This is a genomic window from Pseudogemmobacter sp. TB195 (genome assembly GCF_058313095.1).
Map to the genome: position 1 here is coordinate 240,153 of NZ_JBZEGG010000002.1, position 18,946 is coordinate 259,098.

At 63.8% G+C, this 18,946-nt stretch carries 14 protein-coding genes; all 14 read right to left on the bottom strand.

Going from position 1 to position 18,946, the window contains the following annotated elements; translation table 11 throughout:
* Nucleotides 1-93: 93 nt before the first annotated feature.
* The 14 genes from AC4FS3_RS04175 to AC4FS3_RS04240 all read right to left on the bottom strand — a co-directional run bounded on the left by AC4FS3_RS04175 (nt 94) and on the right by AC4FS3_RS04240 (nt 18,943).
* The gene (locus AC4FS3_RS04175; protein WP_491019513.1) at nt 94-3,123 is read right to left on the bottom strand and encodes an Rne/Rng family ribonuclease; all 3,030 of its coding nucleotides are present in this window, start codon (nt 3,121-3,123) and stop codon (nt 94-96) included.
* A gap of 570 nt (nt 3,124-3,693) precedes the next feature.
* Complete coding sequence (locus tag AC4FS3_RS04180) at nt 3,694-5,022, bottom strand: sigma-54-dependent transcriptional regulator (RefSeq protein ID WP_092901798.1); 1,329 nt, start codon at nt 5,020-5,022, stop codon at nt 3,694-3,696.
* Between the two features lie 7 nt (nt 5,023-5,029).
* Nucleotides 5,030-6,805 carry a sensor histidine kinase gene (locus AC4FS3_RS04185; protein ID WP_491019514.1) on the bottom strand — a complete coding sequence of 592 codons (1,776 nt, stop codon included), beginning with the start codon at nt 6,803-6,805 and terminating at the stop codon, nt 5,030-5,032.
* A 46-nt stretch (nt 6,806-6,851) separates the two neighbouring features.
* Nucleotides 6,852-7,520 carry a phosphoribosylformylglycinamidine synthase subunit PurQ gene (purQ, locus tag AC4FS3_RS04190; protein WP_491019515.1) on the bottom strand — a complete coding sequence of 223 codons (669 nt, stop codon included), beginning with the start codon at nt 7,518-7,520 and terminating at the stop codon, nt 6,852-6,854.
* A gap of 359 nt (nt 7,521-7,879) precedes the next feature.
* Entirely contained in the window at nt 7,880-9,523 is a 1,644-nt protein-coding gene (gene recN / locus AC4FS3_RS04195; protein ID WP_491019516.1) for a DNA repair protein RecN, read from the bottom strand.
* Between the two features lie 65 nt (nt 9,524-9,588).
* Nucleotides 9,589-10,449, bottom strand: coding sequence for an outer membrane protein assembly factor BamD (locus tag AC4FS3_RS04200; protein WP_198838888.1), 861 nt, complete (start codon nt 10,447-10,449; stop codon nt 9,589-9,591).
* Nucleotides 10,450-10,696: 247 nt separating this feature from the next.
* Nucleotides 10,697-11,641, bottom strand: coding sequence for a UDP-3-O-acyl-N-acetylglucosamine deacetylase (gene lpxC / locus AC4FS3_RS04205; protein ID WP_491019517.1), 945 nt, complete (start codon nt 11,639-11,641; stop codon nt 10,697-10,699).
* A 243-nt stretch (nt 11,642-11,884) separates the two neighbouring features.
* Entirely contained in the window at nt 11,885-13,687 is a 1,803-nt protein-coding gene (gene ftsZ, locus AC4FS3_RS04210) for a cell division protein FtsZ (protein ID WP_491019518.1), read from the bottom strand.
* Between the two features lie 260 nt (nt 13,688-13,947).
* Entirely contained in the window at nt 13,948-15,282 is a 1,335-nt protein-coding gene (gene ftsA / locus AC4FS3_RS04215) for a cell division protein FtsA (RefSeq protein WP_283178358.1), read from the bottom strand.
* Nucleotides 15,279-16,244 carry a cell division protein FtsQ/DivIB gene (locus AC4FS3_RS04220; RefSeq protein WP_491019519.1) on the bottom strand — a complete coding sequence of 322 codons (966 nt, stop codon included), beginning with the start codon at nt 16,242-16,244 and terminating at the stop codon, nt 15,279-15,281. Before AC4FS3_RS04220 ends, ftsA begins: the two co-directional genes overlap by 4 nt.
* Nucleotides 16,232-17,149, bottom strand: coding sequence for a D-alanine--D-alanine ligase (locus AC4FS3_RS04225; RefSeq protein ID WP_491019520.1), 918 nt, complete (start codon nt 17,147-17,149; stop codon nt 16,232-16,234). Before AC4FS3_RS04225 ends, AC4FS3_RS04220 begins: the two co-directional genes overlap by 13 nt.
* Nucleotides 17,150-17,251: 102 nt before the next feature.
* Nucleotides 17,252-18,184 (bottom strand): UDP-N-acetylmuramate dehydrogenase, encoded by a 933-nt coding sequence (gene murB / locus AC4FS3_RS04230; RefSeq protein WP_491019521.1) that lies wholly within the window; start codon nt 18,182-18,184, stop codon nt 17,252-17,254.
* Nucleotides 18,185-18,251: 67 nt separating this feature from the next.
* Entirely contained in the window at nt 18,252-18,629 is a 378-nt protein-coding gene (locus AC4FS3_RS04235; protein WP_491019522.1) for a hypothetical protein, read from the bottom strand.
* A 68-nt stretch (nt 18,630-18,697) separates the two neighbouring features.
* A complete protein-coding gene (locus AC4FS3_RS04240) occupies nt 18,698-18,943 on the bottom strand; it encodes a DUF2484 family protein (RefSeq protein WP_491019523.1) in 246 nt (81 codons plus the stop codon).
* Between the last annotated feature and the right edge of the window lie 3 nt (nt 18,944-18,946).

Below are 18,946 nucleotides of genomic sequence, written 5' to 3' on the forward strand. Positions count from 1 at the left end.
CGCCCCCCCCCCGCAGATAAAGACTTCATGGCAAAGACCGGGCGGCAAAGAAAAAGGGGGCCTCGCGGCCCCCTTTTTTAATCTCTGCGCGGATCAGCGGCCCTGCGACCACCAGCCCTTTTTGCGCGGGCGGTCATCATCGCCATCCGCGTCATCGGCCAGACCGGACTGACCCGCATCAGCGACCGGGGCCTCACCCGCATCCGCCACACCGGCAATGCCAGGATCTGCTGCCATCCTCGCCGGGACCGGCGCCGGAGAAGCCTCAGCCGGGCCACCTGCGGGCGCCTCGGGCGCGGCTTTCGCCGGTGCGGCCTCAACCGCTGCAACCTGAGCCCCCGCAACGTCAACCACTGCGACCTCGGCCTCATCGGCTTTCTTCGACCGCGAACGGCTGCTTGCGGCTTTCGGCTTCGCCGCTCCGCGGCTGCGCGCGGGCTTCTTCGCGGCGGCCGGCTCAGAAGCGACAGCCTCAGGCGCGGCTTCTTCCCCGACAACCGCTGTGCTGGCTTTCGCCCGGCTGCGGCGCTTTGGTGCCGGGGCGGTGGCAGGAGCCTCTGCCTCAGACGCCACAGCTTCGCCAGCCACGACCGGATCAGTCACAGCGGTTTCAGCCACAACCGTGTCGGACACAGCCTTATCAGCCACACCCACCACAGTCTCTGCCGCATCGGCCGCCGCTGCAGCTGCCTTTGCCGCCGCAGATTTCGACCGCGACCGCGTCGCCCGCTTCGGTTTCGCCAGTGCTTCGGCTTCCGGCGCCACTGCCTCGCTCACGTCACCGGCTGCAACCTCTGCATCGGTGCCGTCTGCGTCATCCTCATCTGCACCTTCTTCATCCGACTCGTCGCCCGCATCAGAGCTGCCCTCGGCGCCCTGACCATCACGGCCACCCCGACGACGGCGACGACGACGGCGCTTCTTCTTGCCGCCCCCTTCTCCGCCTTCCGCCGCAGGCTCGGCCCGGACTGGCGCCGCAACCGCAACTGCCTCTTCCGCGACCTCTTCTTCCTCGTCCAGGATCTCGTCGACCAGATCCTCATCTTCTTCCTCGACCAGATCGCCCATCAACCCGGCATGGCCAGAGATGACCTGGCTCGGCTCGGGCAGGCTGCGGGTCGCGGTCTTGAACTTCTCCAGCTCGAAATCGGGCGAGACGAGCGCCGGATCGGCCTCCATCCGCACCGCCATACCGTAGCGGGATTCGATCAGCCCGATATGTTCGCGCTTATGGTTAAAGAGGTAGTTGACGATGCCAATCGGCGCCTTCAGCAGCACCTCTTTCGAGCGCTTGCGCGTGCCCTCTTCTTCCAGCGCGCGCAGGATGGTCAGGGCCATGCTGTCATCCGAACGGATCAGCCCGGTGCCATGGCAATGCGAGCAGGGCTGCGTGGTCGATTCCAGCATCCCCGGACGCAGCCGCTGGCGCGACATTTCCATCAGGCCAAAGCCCGAGATCCGGCCAACCTGGATCCGCGCACGGTCGGTTTTCAGCCGGTCTTTCAGCCGCTTCTCGACCGAGGCGTTGTTGCGACGCTCTTCCATGTCGATGAAGTCGATCACGATCAGCCCGGCCAGATCGCGCAGACGCAGCTGGCGGGCGACCTCGTCACAGGCCTCAAGGTTGGTCTTGAGCGCGGTATCCTCGATGGATCCCTCTTTCGTCGCGCGGCCCGAGTTCACGTCGATGGCGACCAGCGCCTCGGTGATGCCGATGACGATGTAGCCGCCGGATTTCAGCTGCACGACCGGATTGAACATGCCGCCGAGATAGCTCTCGACCTGGAAGCGCGCGAAAAGCGGCATCGGCTCGTTATAGAGCTTCACCTGTTTCGCATGCGCCGGCATGATCATCCGCATGAAGTCTTTGGCGGAACGGTAGCCAGCCTCACCCTCAACCAGCACCTCGTCGATCTCGCGGCTATAGAGATCGCGGATGGTGCGCTTGATCAGATCGCCTTCCTCATAGATCGCGGCGGGCGCAACCGAGCGCAAAGTCAGATCGCGGATCTGTTCCCAGAGCCGCATCAGATATTCATAATCGCGCCGGATTTCCGGCTTGGTGCGCTTGGCCCCGGCGGTGCGGATGATCAGGCCCGCGCCTTCCGGCACCTCCAGCTCGCCCGCGATTTCCTTCAGCTTCTTACGGTCGGCCGCCTGGGTGATCTTGCGCGAGATGCCACCGCCACGCGCAGTATTCGGCATCAGCACGCAGTAACGCCCTGCAAGCGAGAGATAGGTGGTCAGAGCAGCACCCTTGTTGCCGCGCTCTTCCTTGACGACCTGGACCAGCATGATCTGCCGGACCTTGACCACTTCCTGGATCTTGTATTTGCGCAGGCGCGACCGGCGCGGGGCGGCGATCTCTTCCGAGACATCCTCTTCCGCAATGGTCTCGATCTCATCTGCACTGGCAGCGGCGTGATGGTCATGATCGCCATGATCATGGTCGCTGTGATCATGATCTTCATGACCATCCGCAGCCGCGTCATCGCCACGGGCCTCGTCGCCCGCATCGTCTTCGCCCGCATCAGCTTCACCGGCATCACTTTCACCGGCATCACCTTCACCGGCAGCCTGTTCGACCGCAGCCTGTTCGGACGGCGCGACACCATCGGTCCCGGTCGAGGCCAGGCCCTCAGCAACCGCAAGAGCGGAAGCGCCCTCCTCGCCCTCACCGGCCGAGAGATCGATCACATCCATCTCGCTGTGCGAGGCCGCAGCCTCACCTGCCACCGGCGCCGAAACGCTGGGATCGGCGGGCGCGCGTTCAGCCCGCGGTGCCGGCTTGCGGCGGCGGGCACGACGATTGTCCTCTTCCTCTTCCTCACGCGCCATAGCGCGTTCTTCGGCGAGGAGCGCCTGGCGGTCCGCAACCGGGATCTGATAGTAATCCGGATGGATCTCGGCAAAAGCGAGGAAGCCGTGGCGGTTTCCACCATAATCCACAAAGGCCGCCTGGAGCGAAGGCTCCACCCGCGTCACCTTGGCGAGGTAGATATTCCCCGCGAGCTGGCGCTTGTTTATTGTTTCAAAGTCAAATTCTTCAACTTTGTTTCCGTCCACCACAACAACCCGGGTCTCCTCGGGATGGGTGGCGTCGATAAGCATCTTCTTAGCCATGTTTTTCCATTGCGCCCCGGTGGCATAAAGACCCCCGGCGGCCCTGAGACAGGGCCGGAGAGCAGATCATACGGTTCGGGGCGGCTTGTCTGAGCGCGGACGGCGGGCGCGAACGGGCTCAGCCGGCAACAGGTGCCGGTATCGCCAATCGTTACACTGCTCACGCGCCTCATCGCGGTTACGTCCTGGGGGTTCAGGCCCCCACCTTACTGGCCAGACAGGCACTTCATGGGGAAGCGCTGGTCCATCTGGCAATGTGCACAGCCTTACGGCCGATCCGGCTCCCGGTCATGAGGCGGCGCGGAACGCCGCGCCATGCCCCGCAAAGGGGAGAGAATTTCTTTGACCGTTACAAAACGGCCATAGCGGGCAACTTACGATCAAAGCTGACTGAAGGGCAATGAAAATCTCTCGCCCGGCATATGACACCTGCCCAAAGAGAGGGGGCAGAGCCCCCGTCGCGCGTGCCTGGCGCCTCCCCCAGGGGTATTTAAATCAAGAGGAAGTTTGCATTCCCCAGATCCAAATACCTCCGCCAGAGGCATCCGCAGCCGGTAAAGCGCGCGGCGTTCAGGTATAATCCGAACGCTGCAGGTTATACTTCGCCATTTTCTCATTCAGCGTGCGGCGCGGCAGGCACAGCTCTTCCATCACGGCCACGATCGAGCCCTTATGGCGGCGCATCGTATTGTCGATCAGCATCCGCTCAAACGCTTCAACATATTCCTTCAGCGGCTTGCCTTCGGTGGTCATCGCCGGCCCCGAGGCTTCGTTATCGGCCATCAGCAGGGATGCAATCGAGCCGGAGCCGCGACGGTTCTGCAAGACCGCGCGTTCCGCGATATTCACCAGCTGGCGCACATTGCCCGGCCAGGGCGCCTGCAACAGCTGCGCGGCCTCCTGCGCGGTGACCTGGGGCGCGTCGCAGCCATATTCTTCGGAAAACTGCTCCGAAAGCCGGGTGAAGAGCTGAAGGATATCCTCGCCGCGCGCCCGCAAAGGCGGCAATACGATGGTCATTGCGCCCAGCCGGTAGAAGAGATCGGGGCGCAAAGCCTGTTCCAGCGTCAGATCCTGCGCCTGCTGGTTGCGGATCGCGATGATGCGGGTTTCGGGCGGCAGGCCCTGATCATTGATAAAGGTCAGAAGCCGCGCCTGCAGCCCCTGGCTCAGTGCCTCGATATCTTCCAGCAGCAATGTGCCGCCCCGTGCCTCTTCGACCAGCGGGATCGCGCCATCCTCGCCCGGACCAAAGAGTTTGGCGGAAAGCTGATCCTCGGACCAGGCCGCGCAGGAGATCGTCACGAATTTCTTCGACGCGCGCGGCCCCACCGCATGCAGCGCATGGGCGACAAGGGTTTTGCCGGTGCCGGTTTCGCCATCGATCAGCACATGGCTGTCGGCCTGGCCGAGATCGAGAATGTCTTCGCGCAGCCGCTCCATCGCGGGCGAGGTGCCGACCAGCTTTTGCATGATCGTGGTGCCATCGGCCAGCTCGCGGCGCAGCGCCCGGCTGTCCAGCGTCATCCGCCGCGCATGGGTCGCCTTCTTCGCCAGTTCCGTCATCCGGTCCGGGTTGAACGGCTTTTCCAGGAAATCGAAGGCGCCGACCCGCATCGCCTCCACCGCCATCGGCACATCGCCGTGCCCGGTGATCATGATCACCGGCAGGCCGGAATCGAGGCTCATCAGTTTCTTCAGAAACGCCATCCCATCCATGCCGGGCATCTTTATATCCGACACCACAACGCCGGAAAAATCCGCGCCGATGGATTTCAGCGCATCTTCCGCCGAAGGATAGGTCTCGGTGTCAAAGCCCGAGAGCGCCAGCCACTGGCTGATCGAGGCGCGCATATCCGCCTCGTCATCCACGATCGCCACTTTCATCGCGCGTGCCATATTGACCTCATTCTGCTGCTTGTCTTGCGTCGCCAAGGATCGGGAGCTGCATCTCGAAGACAGCGCCTCCCTGCGCCCCATCCTGCGCTTCGCCATTATGGGCGGTCAGCCGGCCGCCCAGATCGGTCACAATCCCGGACGAGATCGCGAGGCCCAGCCCTACGCCCTCACCGGGTTTCTTCGTCGTGTAGAAAGGCTCGAACAGATTATCGAGATCGATGATCCCCGGCCCATTGTCGCGCACCGTCAGTGTCGCCGTCTCGCCTGCGGCGAGCAGCAGTTCGATCTGCGGCTTTTCGACTTCGCGCAGCGCGTCGAGCGCGTTGCGCAGCAGATTGATGATCACCTGTTCCAGCCGGATCCGGTCCGCCATCACCATGACCGGCTGACGCGGCATGCCGCGCACGATCTTGACGACACGGCTTTTCAGCTGCGGCTCCATCATCGCCAGCGCGGAAGACACACAGGCGCGCAGGTCCACCGGCTCGAAAGCCTCGCCGCCTTTGCGGGCATAGGATTTCAGCTGGCGGGTGATCGATCCCATCCGGTCGATCAGATCATCGATCCGCTGGAACGACGACAGCGCCTCTTCCGGCCGTTTGCGCTGCAACAAAAGCCGCGCGCCCGCGAGATAGGTCTTCATCGCGGCCAGAGGCTGGTTCAGCTCATGGCTGACAGCCGCAGACATTTCGCCCAGAACCGCCAGTTTCGACGATTGCTCCAGCGTCTGTTCGGCAACCTGGAGGTTCGCCTCGACCTTTTCGCGCTCGGCGATCTCGCGCTGCAACCGCACATTCAGTGCCCGAAGTTCCGCCGATTCGCGGGCCAGCGACCAGGAGCGCGACCAGGCGCGGCGCGTCAGGAAGTAGAACGCAATCGACATCAGGATCGCGAAGCCCATGATCTCAAGCGCGAGAATGCCGTTCACCCTTTCGCGGACCTGGGTGTAATCGGTGAAGGTCACGATGCGCCAGCCGCGGAACGGAATACGCGCCTCGGTCTTCATCACCGGATCGCCCTGCATCCAGGCGTCGGTGCGCGGCCGCGCCCAGTCAGTCGAGGCCTGGATCGCGCGTTCAAGCGCGCTGAGCGGCTCGCCGCGCGCCATGGCCTCATTCAGCGGGCGGCCGCGCCAGGAGGGCACCGTGGTCAGAATGACGGTGCCTTCGGAATTCGTGACCACCACCGCATCATTCAGCCCCGACCAGGCGCGCTCATATTTCAGGAGATCGACCGAGACGACAATGACGCCGAGGATCTTGCCATCCGAGCGGATCGCCCGGCTGTAGCTGAAATCATAGCCGCCCGATTCACGCGGGCTTGAGGTAAAGATCGTCTCATTGGTGCGTTGCGCATCAACGAAATAGCCTTCCTGACGGAAGTTCGACCCCAGGATATTGCGGTTGGTCGCCCCAACCACGCGGCCATCGATATCGAGAAGCCGGATCGCCGCCACACCGATTTCAGCCTGGAGCGCGATCAGTTTCGCAGAGGTACGCGAGAAGTTCCCGTCTTTCAGTGCCGCGATCAGATCGGGGTCGCGCGCCAGCAGCAAAGGCACCACCGAGGTGCGCTGCAGTTCCGAGACAAGGTTGCCGGAATAAAGTGCGAGGCGCACATCGGAACGGTTGCGGTTGGTTTCGGTAAACCGCTCGGTCAGCCAGCGATTCGAGACCAGCACCACGCCAATGGCCGCCACAACCAGCGCCAGAATGACAAGCTTTACCCGCCAGGGAAGACCCTGTGGCTTGTCATTCGGCTGTGTGCTCTCGCTGCGAAACATTCCGGTAAAATAGGCTCCGCGCGGGGTTGCCTCAAGGCGATGGGGGTCAGGCCAGCGCCAACCCGCCCATGAGCGAGGCGAAAAGCGCCGCGCCGTCTTTCGACCCGTGCAGCGGCTCGAAAGCGCGTTCAGGATGCGGCATCATGCCCAGCACGCGGCGGTTCTCTGACAGGACACCGGCGATATCGCCCATCGAGCCATTCGGATTGTCGCCATAGGTAAAGGCGATACGGTCCTCGGCCTTCAGCGCCGCCAGCGTCGCGTCATCCACGGTGTAATTGCCGTCGTGATGCGCGATCGGGACCCGGATTTCATCGCCTTTCCGGTAATTTGCGGTAAAGGCCGACTGTGTGGTCGCGACCTTCAGAGTGATGGTGCGGCAGATATATTGCAGGCCCTTGTTGCGCATCAGCACGCCGGGCAAAAGCCGCATCTCGGTCAGGATCTGGAAACCGTTGCAGATGCCGATGGCGTAACCGCCGCGCTCGGTATGGGTTTTGACCGCCGCCGAGATCGGCGATTGCGCCGCGATGGCGCCGCAGCGCAGGTAATCGCCGTATGAGAACCCACCCGGGACGCCGACAATATCGGTGCCCGCCGGAAGATCGCTGTCCTTGTGCCAGACGCTGGTGACATCGAAGCCGGCCTTTTCAAAAGCAACGGCAAGGTCACGGTCGCAATTCGAGCCAGGGAAGGTGATGACGGCGGCTTTCATGGGCGCACTCCGATGGGCACAGGGTTGGCGGCGGTGCCCTTCCTTACTGCGAGCCCGGGCCTTACTGCAAGCCCGCGCCTTACCGGAGCCCCATGCCTCACTGCAAGCCGGTGGCAGGTTCCGGCCTCAGGGCCGGGCTCAGCCCTTGCGGCGCAACCGGCGCTCGAAAGCCTCTTGCGACGGAAAGATCACCGGCAGGCGCCAGGCGGTCAGAATGGATTTGAGGGCAGTCATGTTTTGGCTCCGAAGGATATAGGCCTCCCGGCTCCAAGATAGCAGCGCGGCCCTGCAGCGAGAACCCTCAGCCCGGCAAAGCCGTTGGTTGCGGGCTGCATGTCTGACGTTGCGTCAGAAGAAGGTCAGGCGCTGATCAGGCTGCGCGCGGCCTCGCGGGCGGCGTCGGAAATGGTATCACCCGAGATCATGCGGGCGATTTCTTCGACGCGCTCGATGTCGGAGAGCGCCACCACGGTCGAGAGGGTGACATTGTTTTCGACCCGCTTTTCCACCCGCCAGTGATGTGCGCCAAGGGCCGCGACCTGGGGTGAATGGGTAACGACCAGCACCTGGGCTTCCTCTGCCAGCGCGCGCAGGCGCCGGCCGACCGCATCGGCGGTGGCACCGCCGACACCGCGGTCGATCTCGTCAAAGATCAGCGTGAGGCCGGTGGCGCCGCCGGTCAGGCAGACTTTCAGCGCGAGGAGGAAGCGCGACAGCTCGCCCCCGGAGGCAATTTTGTTCAGGGGGCCGGGCGGTGCACCCGGGTTGGTTGCCACGGTAAAGGTGACCTGATCCTGGCCGTCGGGGCCAGGATCTGCGCTGGTGATCACGCTGCGAAACACCGCGCGCTCCATCTTCAAAGGTGCGAGCTCGGCGGCCATCGCGGCATCGAGCCGCTCGGCCGCCCGCTGCCGCAGGCCTGTGATCCGGACAGCCTCGGCCTGATAATCTGCATCAGCTTTGGCCAGCGCAGCAGCGAGGCGGCCCAGACCGGCCTCGCCCGCATCAAGCGCCGCGAGACGGGCGGAGAGATCGGCACTGTGACGCGCGAGCTCATCCGCCGGGATGCCATATTTGCGCGAGGCCGCGCGGATCGCGAAGAGCCGCTCTTCCGCAGATTCGAGCGCCGCCGGGTCGAAATCCAGCGCCTGAAGCGCAGCCTCCACCCCGGATTGCGCCTCGGAAAGCTCGATCATCGCGCGGGACAATGCGGCCAGCGCCTCGTCAAGACGGCCCGCCGCCTTGTCCGCCGCTGTTTCCAGCCAGCGGGTGGCATCGCGCATCCGGCCCTCGGCGCCCTCTTCCGACAGTGCCCCAAGGGCCTTGGCGACATCTTCGCGGATACGCCCCGCAGCCTGCATCAGCCGCCGTTTCGCATCCAGTGCCGCTTCTTCGCCCGGTTCGGGCGCGAGCTTTTCCAGCTCGGCCACCGCATGGCGCAGAAAATCCTCTTCGGTCTTGGCCCGTGCAATCTGCGCCTCAGCCGCCGCGATCGCCTCGCGCGCGCTGCGGCGTGCCGTCCAGAGACCACGCAACGCCCCGAGATCAACGCTGCCAAAGAGATCAAGCAAAGCCCGGTGCCCGCGCGGGTTCAGAAGCCCCCGGTCGTCATGCTGGCCGTGCAGTTCCACCAGCGTTTCCGACAGGCCCCGAAGCACCTCGGCCGAGACGCGGCGGTCATTGGCCCAGGCCTGGCGGCGACCATCGGCATGGGCCAGACGACGGAGAATAAGCTCGCCCTCGGTTTCCACGCCGGCCTCTTCGAGGATCGCATGGGCCGGATGCCCGGCGGGCAGATCGAAAATGGCCGTGACCTCGCCCCGGTCGGCGCCCTGCCGCACCAGATCGGCGCGGCCCTTCCAGCCCAGCACCATGCCAAGCGCATCAAGCAGGATCGACTTGCCCGCCCCGGTCTCGCCGGTCAGCACATTGAGCCCAGCGCCGAGATCCAGCGTGAGGCGGTCAATGATCAGAATGTCGCGAATGTCGAGCGAGATCAGCATGAGAGGATCAGCATTTGAGGACTGGCCTTGATCGGAGGGGACGCATCACGCCCCCTGCCCGACCGTTACAGCCATTCACCGCGGACCATCTGACGATAAGCCTTCGACAGCCAGCTGTCTCCCTTGACCTCGGGCGAGAGGCCTTTGCCTTTCAGCAGATCATAGCCGTCCTGGTAGAAGGGCGAGGACTGGTAGTTATAGCCGAGTATCGCACCGGCGGTCTGTGCCTCGGCTTCGAACCCAAGCGCCAGATAGCATTCGATCAGACGATAGAGCGCCTCGGCGGTATGGGTCGTGGTCTGGTAATCCTGCACCACGGTGCGGAAGCGGTTCAGCGCGGCGGTGTAGTGACGGCGCTTGAGATAATAGCGCCCGATCTCCATTTCCTTCGCCGCGAGATGGTCGAAGGCGAGATCGAATTTCATGATCGCCGAAGTGCTGTATTCGCTGTCCGGATAGCGTTCGATCACATCGCGCAAGGAGACCAGCGCCTGATAGGTCAGGCCCTGGTCGCGGCCGACATCCTCGATCTGATCATAATAGCTGAGCGCCATCAGATAGGCCGCATAGGGCGCATCTTCATCATCTGGGTAGAAATCGAGGAAGCGTTGCGCCGCGGCGCGGGCCTCTTCGTATTTCTTCGTCTTGTGATTGACGAAAGCCTGCATGATCAGGGCGCGTCGGGCGAATTCCGAATAGGGATAAAGCCGTTCAACTTCCTGGAAATACATCAGGGAATCACCGGCACGGCGGGCTGTTTCCAGCTCCAGCTCGCCCTTGCGGTAGATTTCCTCGGCATTGAGGGCCTCGAGCGACTCGGTCTTTGAGGCTTTGCCGCCACCGCAGGCCGAAAGCGACACCGTGAGCAGCAAGACTGCCCCGATCTTCAGCGCCGGAATGCCTGATCCCGGTCCCTTGCCTGCCATCTTCCGCTTATCCAAACCTGACTTCCTTGCCCGGATCCGCCACGTCGCGACCGGGATACACCCCTGCCCCAGACCGATGGACCCGGTTTACCCGGGGCTCATCCTGGCGATTTGCCTGTGTCCTAGCACAGAAAAATCGGTTGCGCAAAATGCCTTTCTTATCCGCCATAAAGCCGCCTGCCCGCGAGGGCGAGAGCCGGCCAACCGCCAGTCTGCAAGGCCGGTCCGGTCACTCTATCGCCCGCAATCAGGCCGCGCGGCGGCGTGAGGACGGCAGATCGCCGCGATGAACGCCGATTCCAGGCAGTTTCCCGCCGATGCCGCTGCTGCATTCCTCAATCCGGAAATTGGCCGGGTCGGCGAACAGCGCGCGCAAGAGGCGGTTGGTCAGCGCGTGACCTGCACGAATGCCGGTGTAGCGCCCGAGAATCGGACCGCCGGCAAGCGACAGATCGCCCACAGCATCGAGCATCTTATGGCGCACCGGCTCGTCCTCATGGCGCAGACCGCCGGGCGAAACCACACGGTCACCGTCAAACACAACGGCATTGTCCAGCGTGCCACCAAGCGCGAGGCCACGCTCACGCATCGCATCGACATCGGCCTGACGGCAGAAGGTGCGGCTGTCGGACAATTCGCGCACGAAGGCGCCGTTCGACATGCGCAGATGGCGCTCCTGGGTGCCGATGGCGGCCTCGGCAAATTCGATGCGGAAGTCGATTTCCAGCATATCGGCGGGCTCGAGACGGGCAATCGCCTCGCCCTCGCGCACTTCGACCGGTTTCAGCACGCGGATGGCGCGGATTTCCGAGGCCTGCTCGCGGATGCCGGCAGCAAGGAAGCCCTGCACAAAGGGTTCCGCCGAGCCGTCAAGGATCGGCACTTCGCCGCCGTCGATCTCGATCAGCGCGTTATGGATCGCGCAGCCGGCAAGGGCCGCGGTCAGATGTTCGATGGTCGAGACCGAAACCCCATCGGCATTCTCGACAAAGGTGCAAAGCCGCGATGGCGTCACCGCCGACCAGATCGCCGGGATATCGGCGCGCAGCCCGCTGGTTCCGGCCAGAATATCGGTGCGGCGGAACCAGATGCCGTGATCGGCCGGAGCCGGGCGCACCGTCATGCGCGCAGACTGCCCGGTGTGGAGACCCACGCCGCTGAAGCTGACTGCCGTGTTCAGTGTGTTTTGCACCCTGGTGCCTCTTTCTCTCGCCGCCTGGTCCTGCATCAGGACAATCAGAACGGGTCCGCCGCATTCCCGGGCCCTGGGATAAACCCCACGCCTTCGTTAAGATTAGTTAGTAAATGGTGAGCGGGATCACAATTCACCTTTTGCAACGGTTTGTGACACTGTTTGCGACTGCGGCAAGGCGATGATTTCAAAAGAAAAAGGGCCGGTTTCCCGGCCCCTTTGTAACATAGGATTCTGCTCGCTTCAGTTGGCCTGTCTTCTGAGGAACGCAGGAATCTCGATCTTGTCCTGATCGTTGCCGGTCTCGCCTTCGTCATCATAGGCGGTGACCGGAGGTTGTTGGCGATGCGACTGGGCCGGGCTGCGCTCGGCCTGGGTGCCACCTTCAAGATGGCCGGCCATGCGGTTGATCAGCGAGCCGATGCCAAAGCGCGGGCGCGCGGCCTGCGCAGGTTCCTGGGCAAGCGGCTGCGATTGCGGCTGCGCCTGACGCGGGTTTTTCTGCACCGCATTGGCCAGACGGGCCAGCGCGGCCGGGGTCGGCGTGCCGGGCACATGCGGACGCGGCGCGACGAAGGACCCGGCTTCGGCTTCGATCGAGGCAGGCGTCGGACGGGCCGAGGTCATACCGGCCTGGCCGGCGGCCGGGCGCGGACGATAGACCGGCGGCGGCACGTCATTCACGTGGCCATGGTGATCGTCGTTCTCATAGCGCGGCTCGAAATCATGGCCATGGGTCTCGCCGGCGCCGAAAAGATCTTCGGTATGCGCGCTACGCGGCGCCGCAACAGGCTGGGCGGGCGCATAGGCCGGAGCAGGCGCGTAACCCTGGGGCGGTGCCGGAGCATAGGCCGCAGGCTGCGGAGCCGGCTGATGCGCAACGGGTTGCGGTGCGGCCGGGGCGTGCGACATCGGTTGCTGCGCGGCGGGCTGCCAGTTCTGCTGCGGTGCGGCGGCGGCGGACGGCACGAAGGCCACATCCGGCACATCGCTGTGACCGGCGCCATGGCCCGGCTGCAGTTGCAGCGGCTGCGCCATCGGGCGACGCGTCAGGGGTTGTTCGGGCTTCAGCTGCTGGCCCGCGTCGATGCCGGTGGCCACGACCGAGACGCGGATGCGCCCTTCCATCGTATTGTCCAGCGTCGAACCGACGATGATATTGGCTTCCGGATCGACTTTCTCGCGGATGATATTCGCGGCTTCGTCCAGTTCGAACAGGGTCAGATCATGGCCGCCGGTGATCGAGATCAGCACGCCTTTGGCGCCATTGAGGCTGATTTCATCGAGGAGCGGGTTGGCAATCGCCTTTTCGGCTGCCTGAACAGCGCGGTCATCGCCATCAGCCTCACCCGTCCCCATCATCGCCTTGCCCATCTCATCCATCACCGAACGGACATCGGCGAAGTCGAGATTGATGATGCCCGGGCGGACCATCAGATCGGTCACACCTTTGACGCCCTGATAGAGAACATCATCGGCCATCGCGAAGGCTTCGGTAAAGGTGGTACGGTCATTCGCCAGACGGAACAGGTTCTGGTTCGGAATGATGATCAGCGTATCGACGACCTTTTGCAGCGCCTCGATACCCTCTTCGGCCTGACGCATGCGCTTGCCGCCTTCAAACGAGAAGGGCTTGGTCACGACACCGACGGTCAGAACGCCCAGCTCACGCGCGGCCTGCGCGATGATCGGCGCGGCGCCCGTGCCGGTGCCGCCGCCCATGCCGGCGGTGATGAAGCACATATGCGCGCCGGCCAGATGGTCGACAATCTCTTCGATGGTTTCTTCGGCGGCGGCAGCCCCAACCGACGGACGCGCCCCTGCGCCAAGCCCCTCGGTCACCTTCAGACCCATCTGGATCCGGGCATGCGCCATGGACTGCTGAAGCGCCTGGGCATCGGTATTCGCCACGACGAATTCGACGCCTTCAAGCTGCTTGTCGATCATATTATTGACCGCATTACCGCCTGCCCCGCCCACACCAAACACGGTAATGCGCGGCTTCAGCTCTTCCCGCTGGTTCGCCATCGTCAGATTGAGTGCCATGGTTCCGCCTGTCCGTTTTTTCCCAGGTCAACATCAAGGTTATCGCCCGTAAACCTTAATGAGCCGTTTTTGTGATCGTTACGCGCGAGGTATTCTTTTCAGCTCTGCCTCACCCGTCCCGGGGCGAGACACACCGATTTGCCTCCGAGTCTATCGACATCGGCCAGGGAGGTCACGGAAAAAATAACTTACTCCCACAAAATATGGGGTATTCGCCGCCCCGATCGGCGGGATTTCGCGAGTGACGCTGTATCCTGGGGTTACCAGTTGTCCTTGAACCATCTGAATGCCCTGCGCAAAGATCTCGCCGGATAGCGTTCGGCGGGAACTTCAAAATCCCACCACTCATCCTGAGGATGTGCCGCAAAGAGACAGAGCCCCACCGCCGAGGCAAAAGCCGGCCCGGTCGCAGCCTGCGGCAGACCCTGGACCCGCAAGGGGCGGCCCAGCCGGACGCGCTGCCCGAGGATCCGGTTCGCGAGCATATCGAGCCCCGGGATCTGGCTGCCGCCCCCCGTCAGCACGATCTGCTGCGACGGAAGATGGTCAAAGCCTGCCGCATCCAGCACCGTGCGCGCCTCTTCCAGGATCTCTTCGACGCGGGGGCGCATGATGCCGATCAGTTCGGTGCGGGAAATGCGGCGGCGGTCTTTCTCCCAGTCGCCGCTTTCGCCGCCGAGTTCAATCATCTCACGGTCGTCCATGCCGGTCGCAAAGAGGCCGCCATGCCGGGTCTTGATCTTCTCGGCATCCGCCGTCGGAATATAGAGCCCTTTGGAAATATCCGCCGTGACGTGATCGCCGCCCATCCGCACAGAATCGGCATAGATCATGTGTTTTTTCATGAAGATCGAGACGCCGGTCGCACCGCCACCCAGGTCAATACAGGCAGCGCCCAGCTCCTGCTCGTCCTCAACAAGGCTCGAGATTGCCGAGACATAGGCCGAAGACGCGATCCCCGCCAGTTCAAGATCACAGCGCTGAATGCAGTAAAGCAGGTTCTGAATTGCGGAATCTTCCACCGACAGAAGGTGCATGTCACAAGCCAGGCGGTTGCCGATCTGGCCGCGCGGATCGGCAAGACCCGAACGGTGATCCAGCGCGAAATTCACCGGCTGCGCATGCAGCACCTCGCGTCCCGGCCCGATATCGGGCACATCGCAGGAGGCGAGCACGCGGGCGATGTCATGTTCAGTGACGACATTGTCTTCAAGATCGATCTCGCCCGCCAGCCCATAAGAGCGCGGCTCGGCGCCCGAGAAACAGGCGATCACGTGGTCGACACGGACATTCGCCATTTTCTGCGCCGCCTGGACGGCGGTGCGGATGGCGCGCTCGGTCTCGTTCATCACCGAAATCTCGCCGAACCGCACCCCGCGCGAGCGGGTGGTGGCGGCGCCGATGATGCGGAATTTCGACTGGCCGGCCATCGGGCCGACGCCCTCGACCTCGCGCAGACGGGCTTCGCCGTCGAATTTCAGGATGAGGCAGGCAATTTTCGAAGTGCCCACATCAAGAATGGCAATCACGCCCCGCTGCATGGCAGCCCGGCGCATGTTCCGCATGACGCGTTGGGTCTGGTAGAGGTCGGTCACAATTCGGTCTCCACGGTTTCGGGCAGGGGCTGAAGGCCTTTGGCGCGACGAAGCTCGTTCATCGCATAGGTGGTGAGGCGCAGGGTCGGACGGTTCGGCAGCCGCAGATCGACCGCCGCCAGATCGCGGGCGAGCATGTCCTGGGCCTGATCCAGGGCCAGCAGACGTTCCAGCGCGCGCACCGGACGGTCTTCGGGCAGAAGAATGCGCTGGCCGCGATCCAGCACGATGTCCCAGCGGCGCTCGCCCATCCGGACAAGGCCCCGGATCCGGGGCGCAATCGGCCCGGCGGCGGCAAGGATCTCCAGCGCCTCAGGGGCTGCGGCATCCGCCCCCTCGCCCGCGATCAGCGACAGGTCGTCGCGGTCGGCCCGTTCAAAAAGGCCTGCGACGCGGTGACCGGTCTCGTCAACCAGCGAGAGCCCCGAGGCCTGACGCCAGACGAGGACAGGCTGGCGTTCGGTGATCAGGACCGAAAGCACGCCCCCCGACCGCACCCGCAATTCGGCCCCCTTGACGGCGTCCAGTTCTTCCACCCGGGCACGGGCGGCTTCGAGATCCAGGTCAAACGAGCTTTGCGGCAGGTTCAGATCCAGCCGCGCGCGCACGGCATCCGCCAGCTCGACCGAGGAACCCTCGATCGAGACCAGCGTCACCATGAATTCCGGACGGCTCTGGAATTTCTCGCGCAGGTCGGTGAAGACCTGGACCACGCTGTTGCGGCGCTCTTCGCCCGACATATAGACGCCGGCCATCGCCGCCACTGCAAGCACCGGCAGCCCGACCCGCAGGAAAGCGCGCAGGTAAGGCGTCAGCATCACCCGCTGCATCCGATAGGCCCAGAGCGAGGGCGACGGATCATGCGCGACCTTCTGGCGCGTCAGCGGCGGCTCGGCGCGACCAAACCCCGGCTGGCGGCCATGGCGCGCAGGGCGCAGGCGAAAGGGGATCAGCGATCGCATGACGCATCCTCGACCAGCCAGGAGCAGAGCTCGGGGAAGGAAATCCCCTGATACGCCGCCTGTTCGGGCGCGAGCGAGGTCGGTGTCATGCCAGGCTGGGTATTGACCTCCAGCAGGATCAGCCCCGCAAGGCCGCGGCTTTCATCCCAGCGGTAATCGGCGCGCGACAGGCCACGACAGCCAAGCGCCCGATGCGCCTTCACTGCAATGTCGAGGCAGGCGTCAGAGATTTCTTGCGGCAGATCCGCAGGGATCACATGGCGTGAGCCACCCGCCTTGTATTTCGCATCGTAATCATACCAGCCATCGGTGACGATATCAGTCACACCAAGTGCGCGGTCCCCCATCACGGCAACCGTCATCTCACGGCCCGGCACATAGGTCTCGACCATCACCATCTCGGGCATGGTCTCTGCGAGGCGCGGCGCATTCGAGCCGGGATGGACCAGATAGACCCCGACCGAGGAACCCTCATTGTTCGGCTTCACAACATAGGGCGGCGGCAGAACATGATCGGCCTCGACCTCGTCGCGCGACGCGATCACGCTTTCAACCACTGGCAGGCCGGCGGCGCGAAACACTTCTTTCGAGCGGGTCTTGTCCATCGCCAGCGACGAGGCCAGCAGGCCGGAATGGGTATAGGGGATGCGCAGCCATTCAAGAATGCCCTGGACGCAGCCATCCTCACCCCAGCGGCCATGAAGCGCATTGAACACGGCATCCGGGCGCAGCTCGGTCAGGCGCGCGGCCAGATCGCGGCCGGCATCGACCTCGATCACCTCATAACCCGCCTCACGCAGCGCCGTCGCACATTCCGCACCCGAGGAGAGGGAAACCTCTCTCTCGGCAGACATGCCACCTTTCAGAACCGCCACGCGGGGAAATCTGCCCGATCCCGCCGCCATTTACTGCCTCTCGGGGTCTTGTTGACCCCTTTTTGTTATTCCCGGCTTTATCGCCGCTTTATCACCCGGATCCCATCCCTGGATCCAGGGCCTTGACTCTTGTCAGCGACCTGGCTCGCCAACCCGCATGATTTCCCATTCTAGCGTGATCCCGCTGGATTGGAACACCTTTTTTCGCACTTCTTCCCCAAGTGATTCGAGATCCGTGGCCGTAGCGCCACCGGTATTGATCATGAAATTGGCATGCATCGGCGACATCTGCGCCGCGCCGACCGATGCGCCGCGCATTCCGGCGTCATCAATCAGCTTCCATGCCTTCAGCTCATGGCTGTCATCCGCCCGGCCCGTCGAGGAAAACCCGGCCGGATTGCGGAAGGTCGAGCCTGCCGTGCGCTCTTTCGTGGGCTGCGAAGCGTCGCGTTTCGCGAGTTGCTCTGCCATGCGCGCGGCCAGCGCCCCGGGGTCGCCTTCGGGTGCGCGGAAGGTGGCCGAGATCAGCACGGCGCCCTCCGGCAGGTCCGACTGGCGGTAGCGCAGGTTCAGCACCGCCGCTGGCAGAATCTTTGTCTCGCCCTGGCGGGTGATGATCTTCACCTCCTCCAGGTGATCGGCGACATATAGCCCGTAACAGCCCGCATTCATCCTGACCGCGCCGCCGATACTGCCGGGAATGGTGCGCAGGAAGGTCAGATCCCGCCCGGCCTCAGCAGCCTTTTTCGCGACATGCGCGTCAAGCGCTGCGGCACCGGCAATCACCCGGTCGCCGTCGATTTCAATCCCGTTGAACCCGCGTCCGAGCCGGATCACCACAGCACGCAGCCCGCCATCGCGCACGATCAGGTTCGACCCCACCCCCATCGGGAAGACCGCGATCTCCGGGGGCAATGCGCGCAGAAATTCGGCCAGATCCGCCTCATCCGCCGGCTGGAAGAACCAGTCCGCCGGGCCGCCAACCCGAAGCCAGGTCAGATCGGCAAGCGGGCGATCAGCGGTCAGCGGGCCGCGCGGGGTGGGAAGTGCCAGAGCATGTGTCATGGGCCTCAGCTATCCGCGAAGCCCGGCTTTGTGCAAGGGGGGGCCATGGATCAGCGCCGCCTGCAGATCACCCCTGGCGGCGTTTTGCCCGGATCTGCAGGACTTTCAGCACCAGCACTGTGAACACGACCAGTCCAGGCACCACCAGGGGCAGCCATGGCAGGATCTGGACAAGCACGCCCTCTCCGGTGCCGCTGCCGCCCCTGCCCCCGACGCCTTCACCGCCCATGAGCCAGACGAGCGGGGCCAGCAGCACAAGTATCCAGATCGCGAAGAAGTCGAAGATATTGCGCGCCTCGAGCGCTGCAATCGCCGGCGGCAGCACCACGATACAGAGGATCAGGATCAGCCGCAGCGCAATGCCAGAGGCCTCCCCTCTGACAAAGGGGATCACCACCAGCAACAGCATCGCGACTGAGACCGGGATAACATAGGAGAACGGCATGACGGACCCCGGGCTGGACACCGGCCGCAATATTGCCCGGAGCTTTGTCCGGAATATGGCTTACCGGCTCAGCCCGTTCTGCGCATCGAGCGCCAGAACCAGATCAGCGGCCAGCGCATCACACTCGCCCCCCCGATCAGGAAGACAAGGCCCCAGACCGGGCCGTTGCTCCATGTCACCCAGCCCAGCAGCGGGATGCCGATCACCACCAGCATGATTGCCGCGCCGATATGCCTGTCGCGGGTGGGGAACATGGCGATCACATTGGCCAGAACCAGCCAGAGACAGGCCAGGATCAGAGAAAGGTCAATCATGGC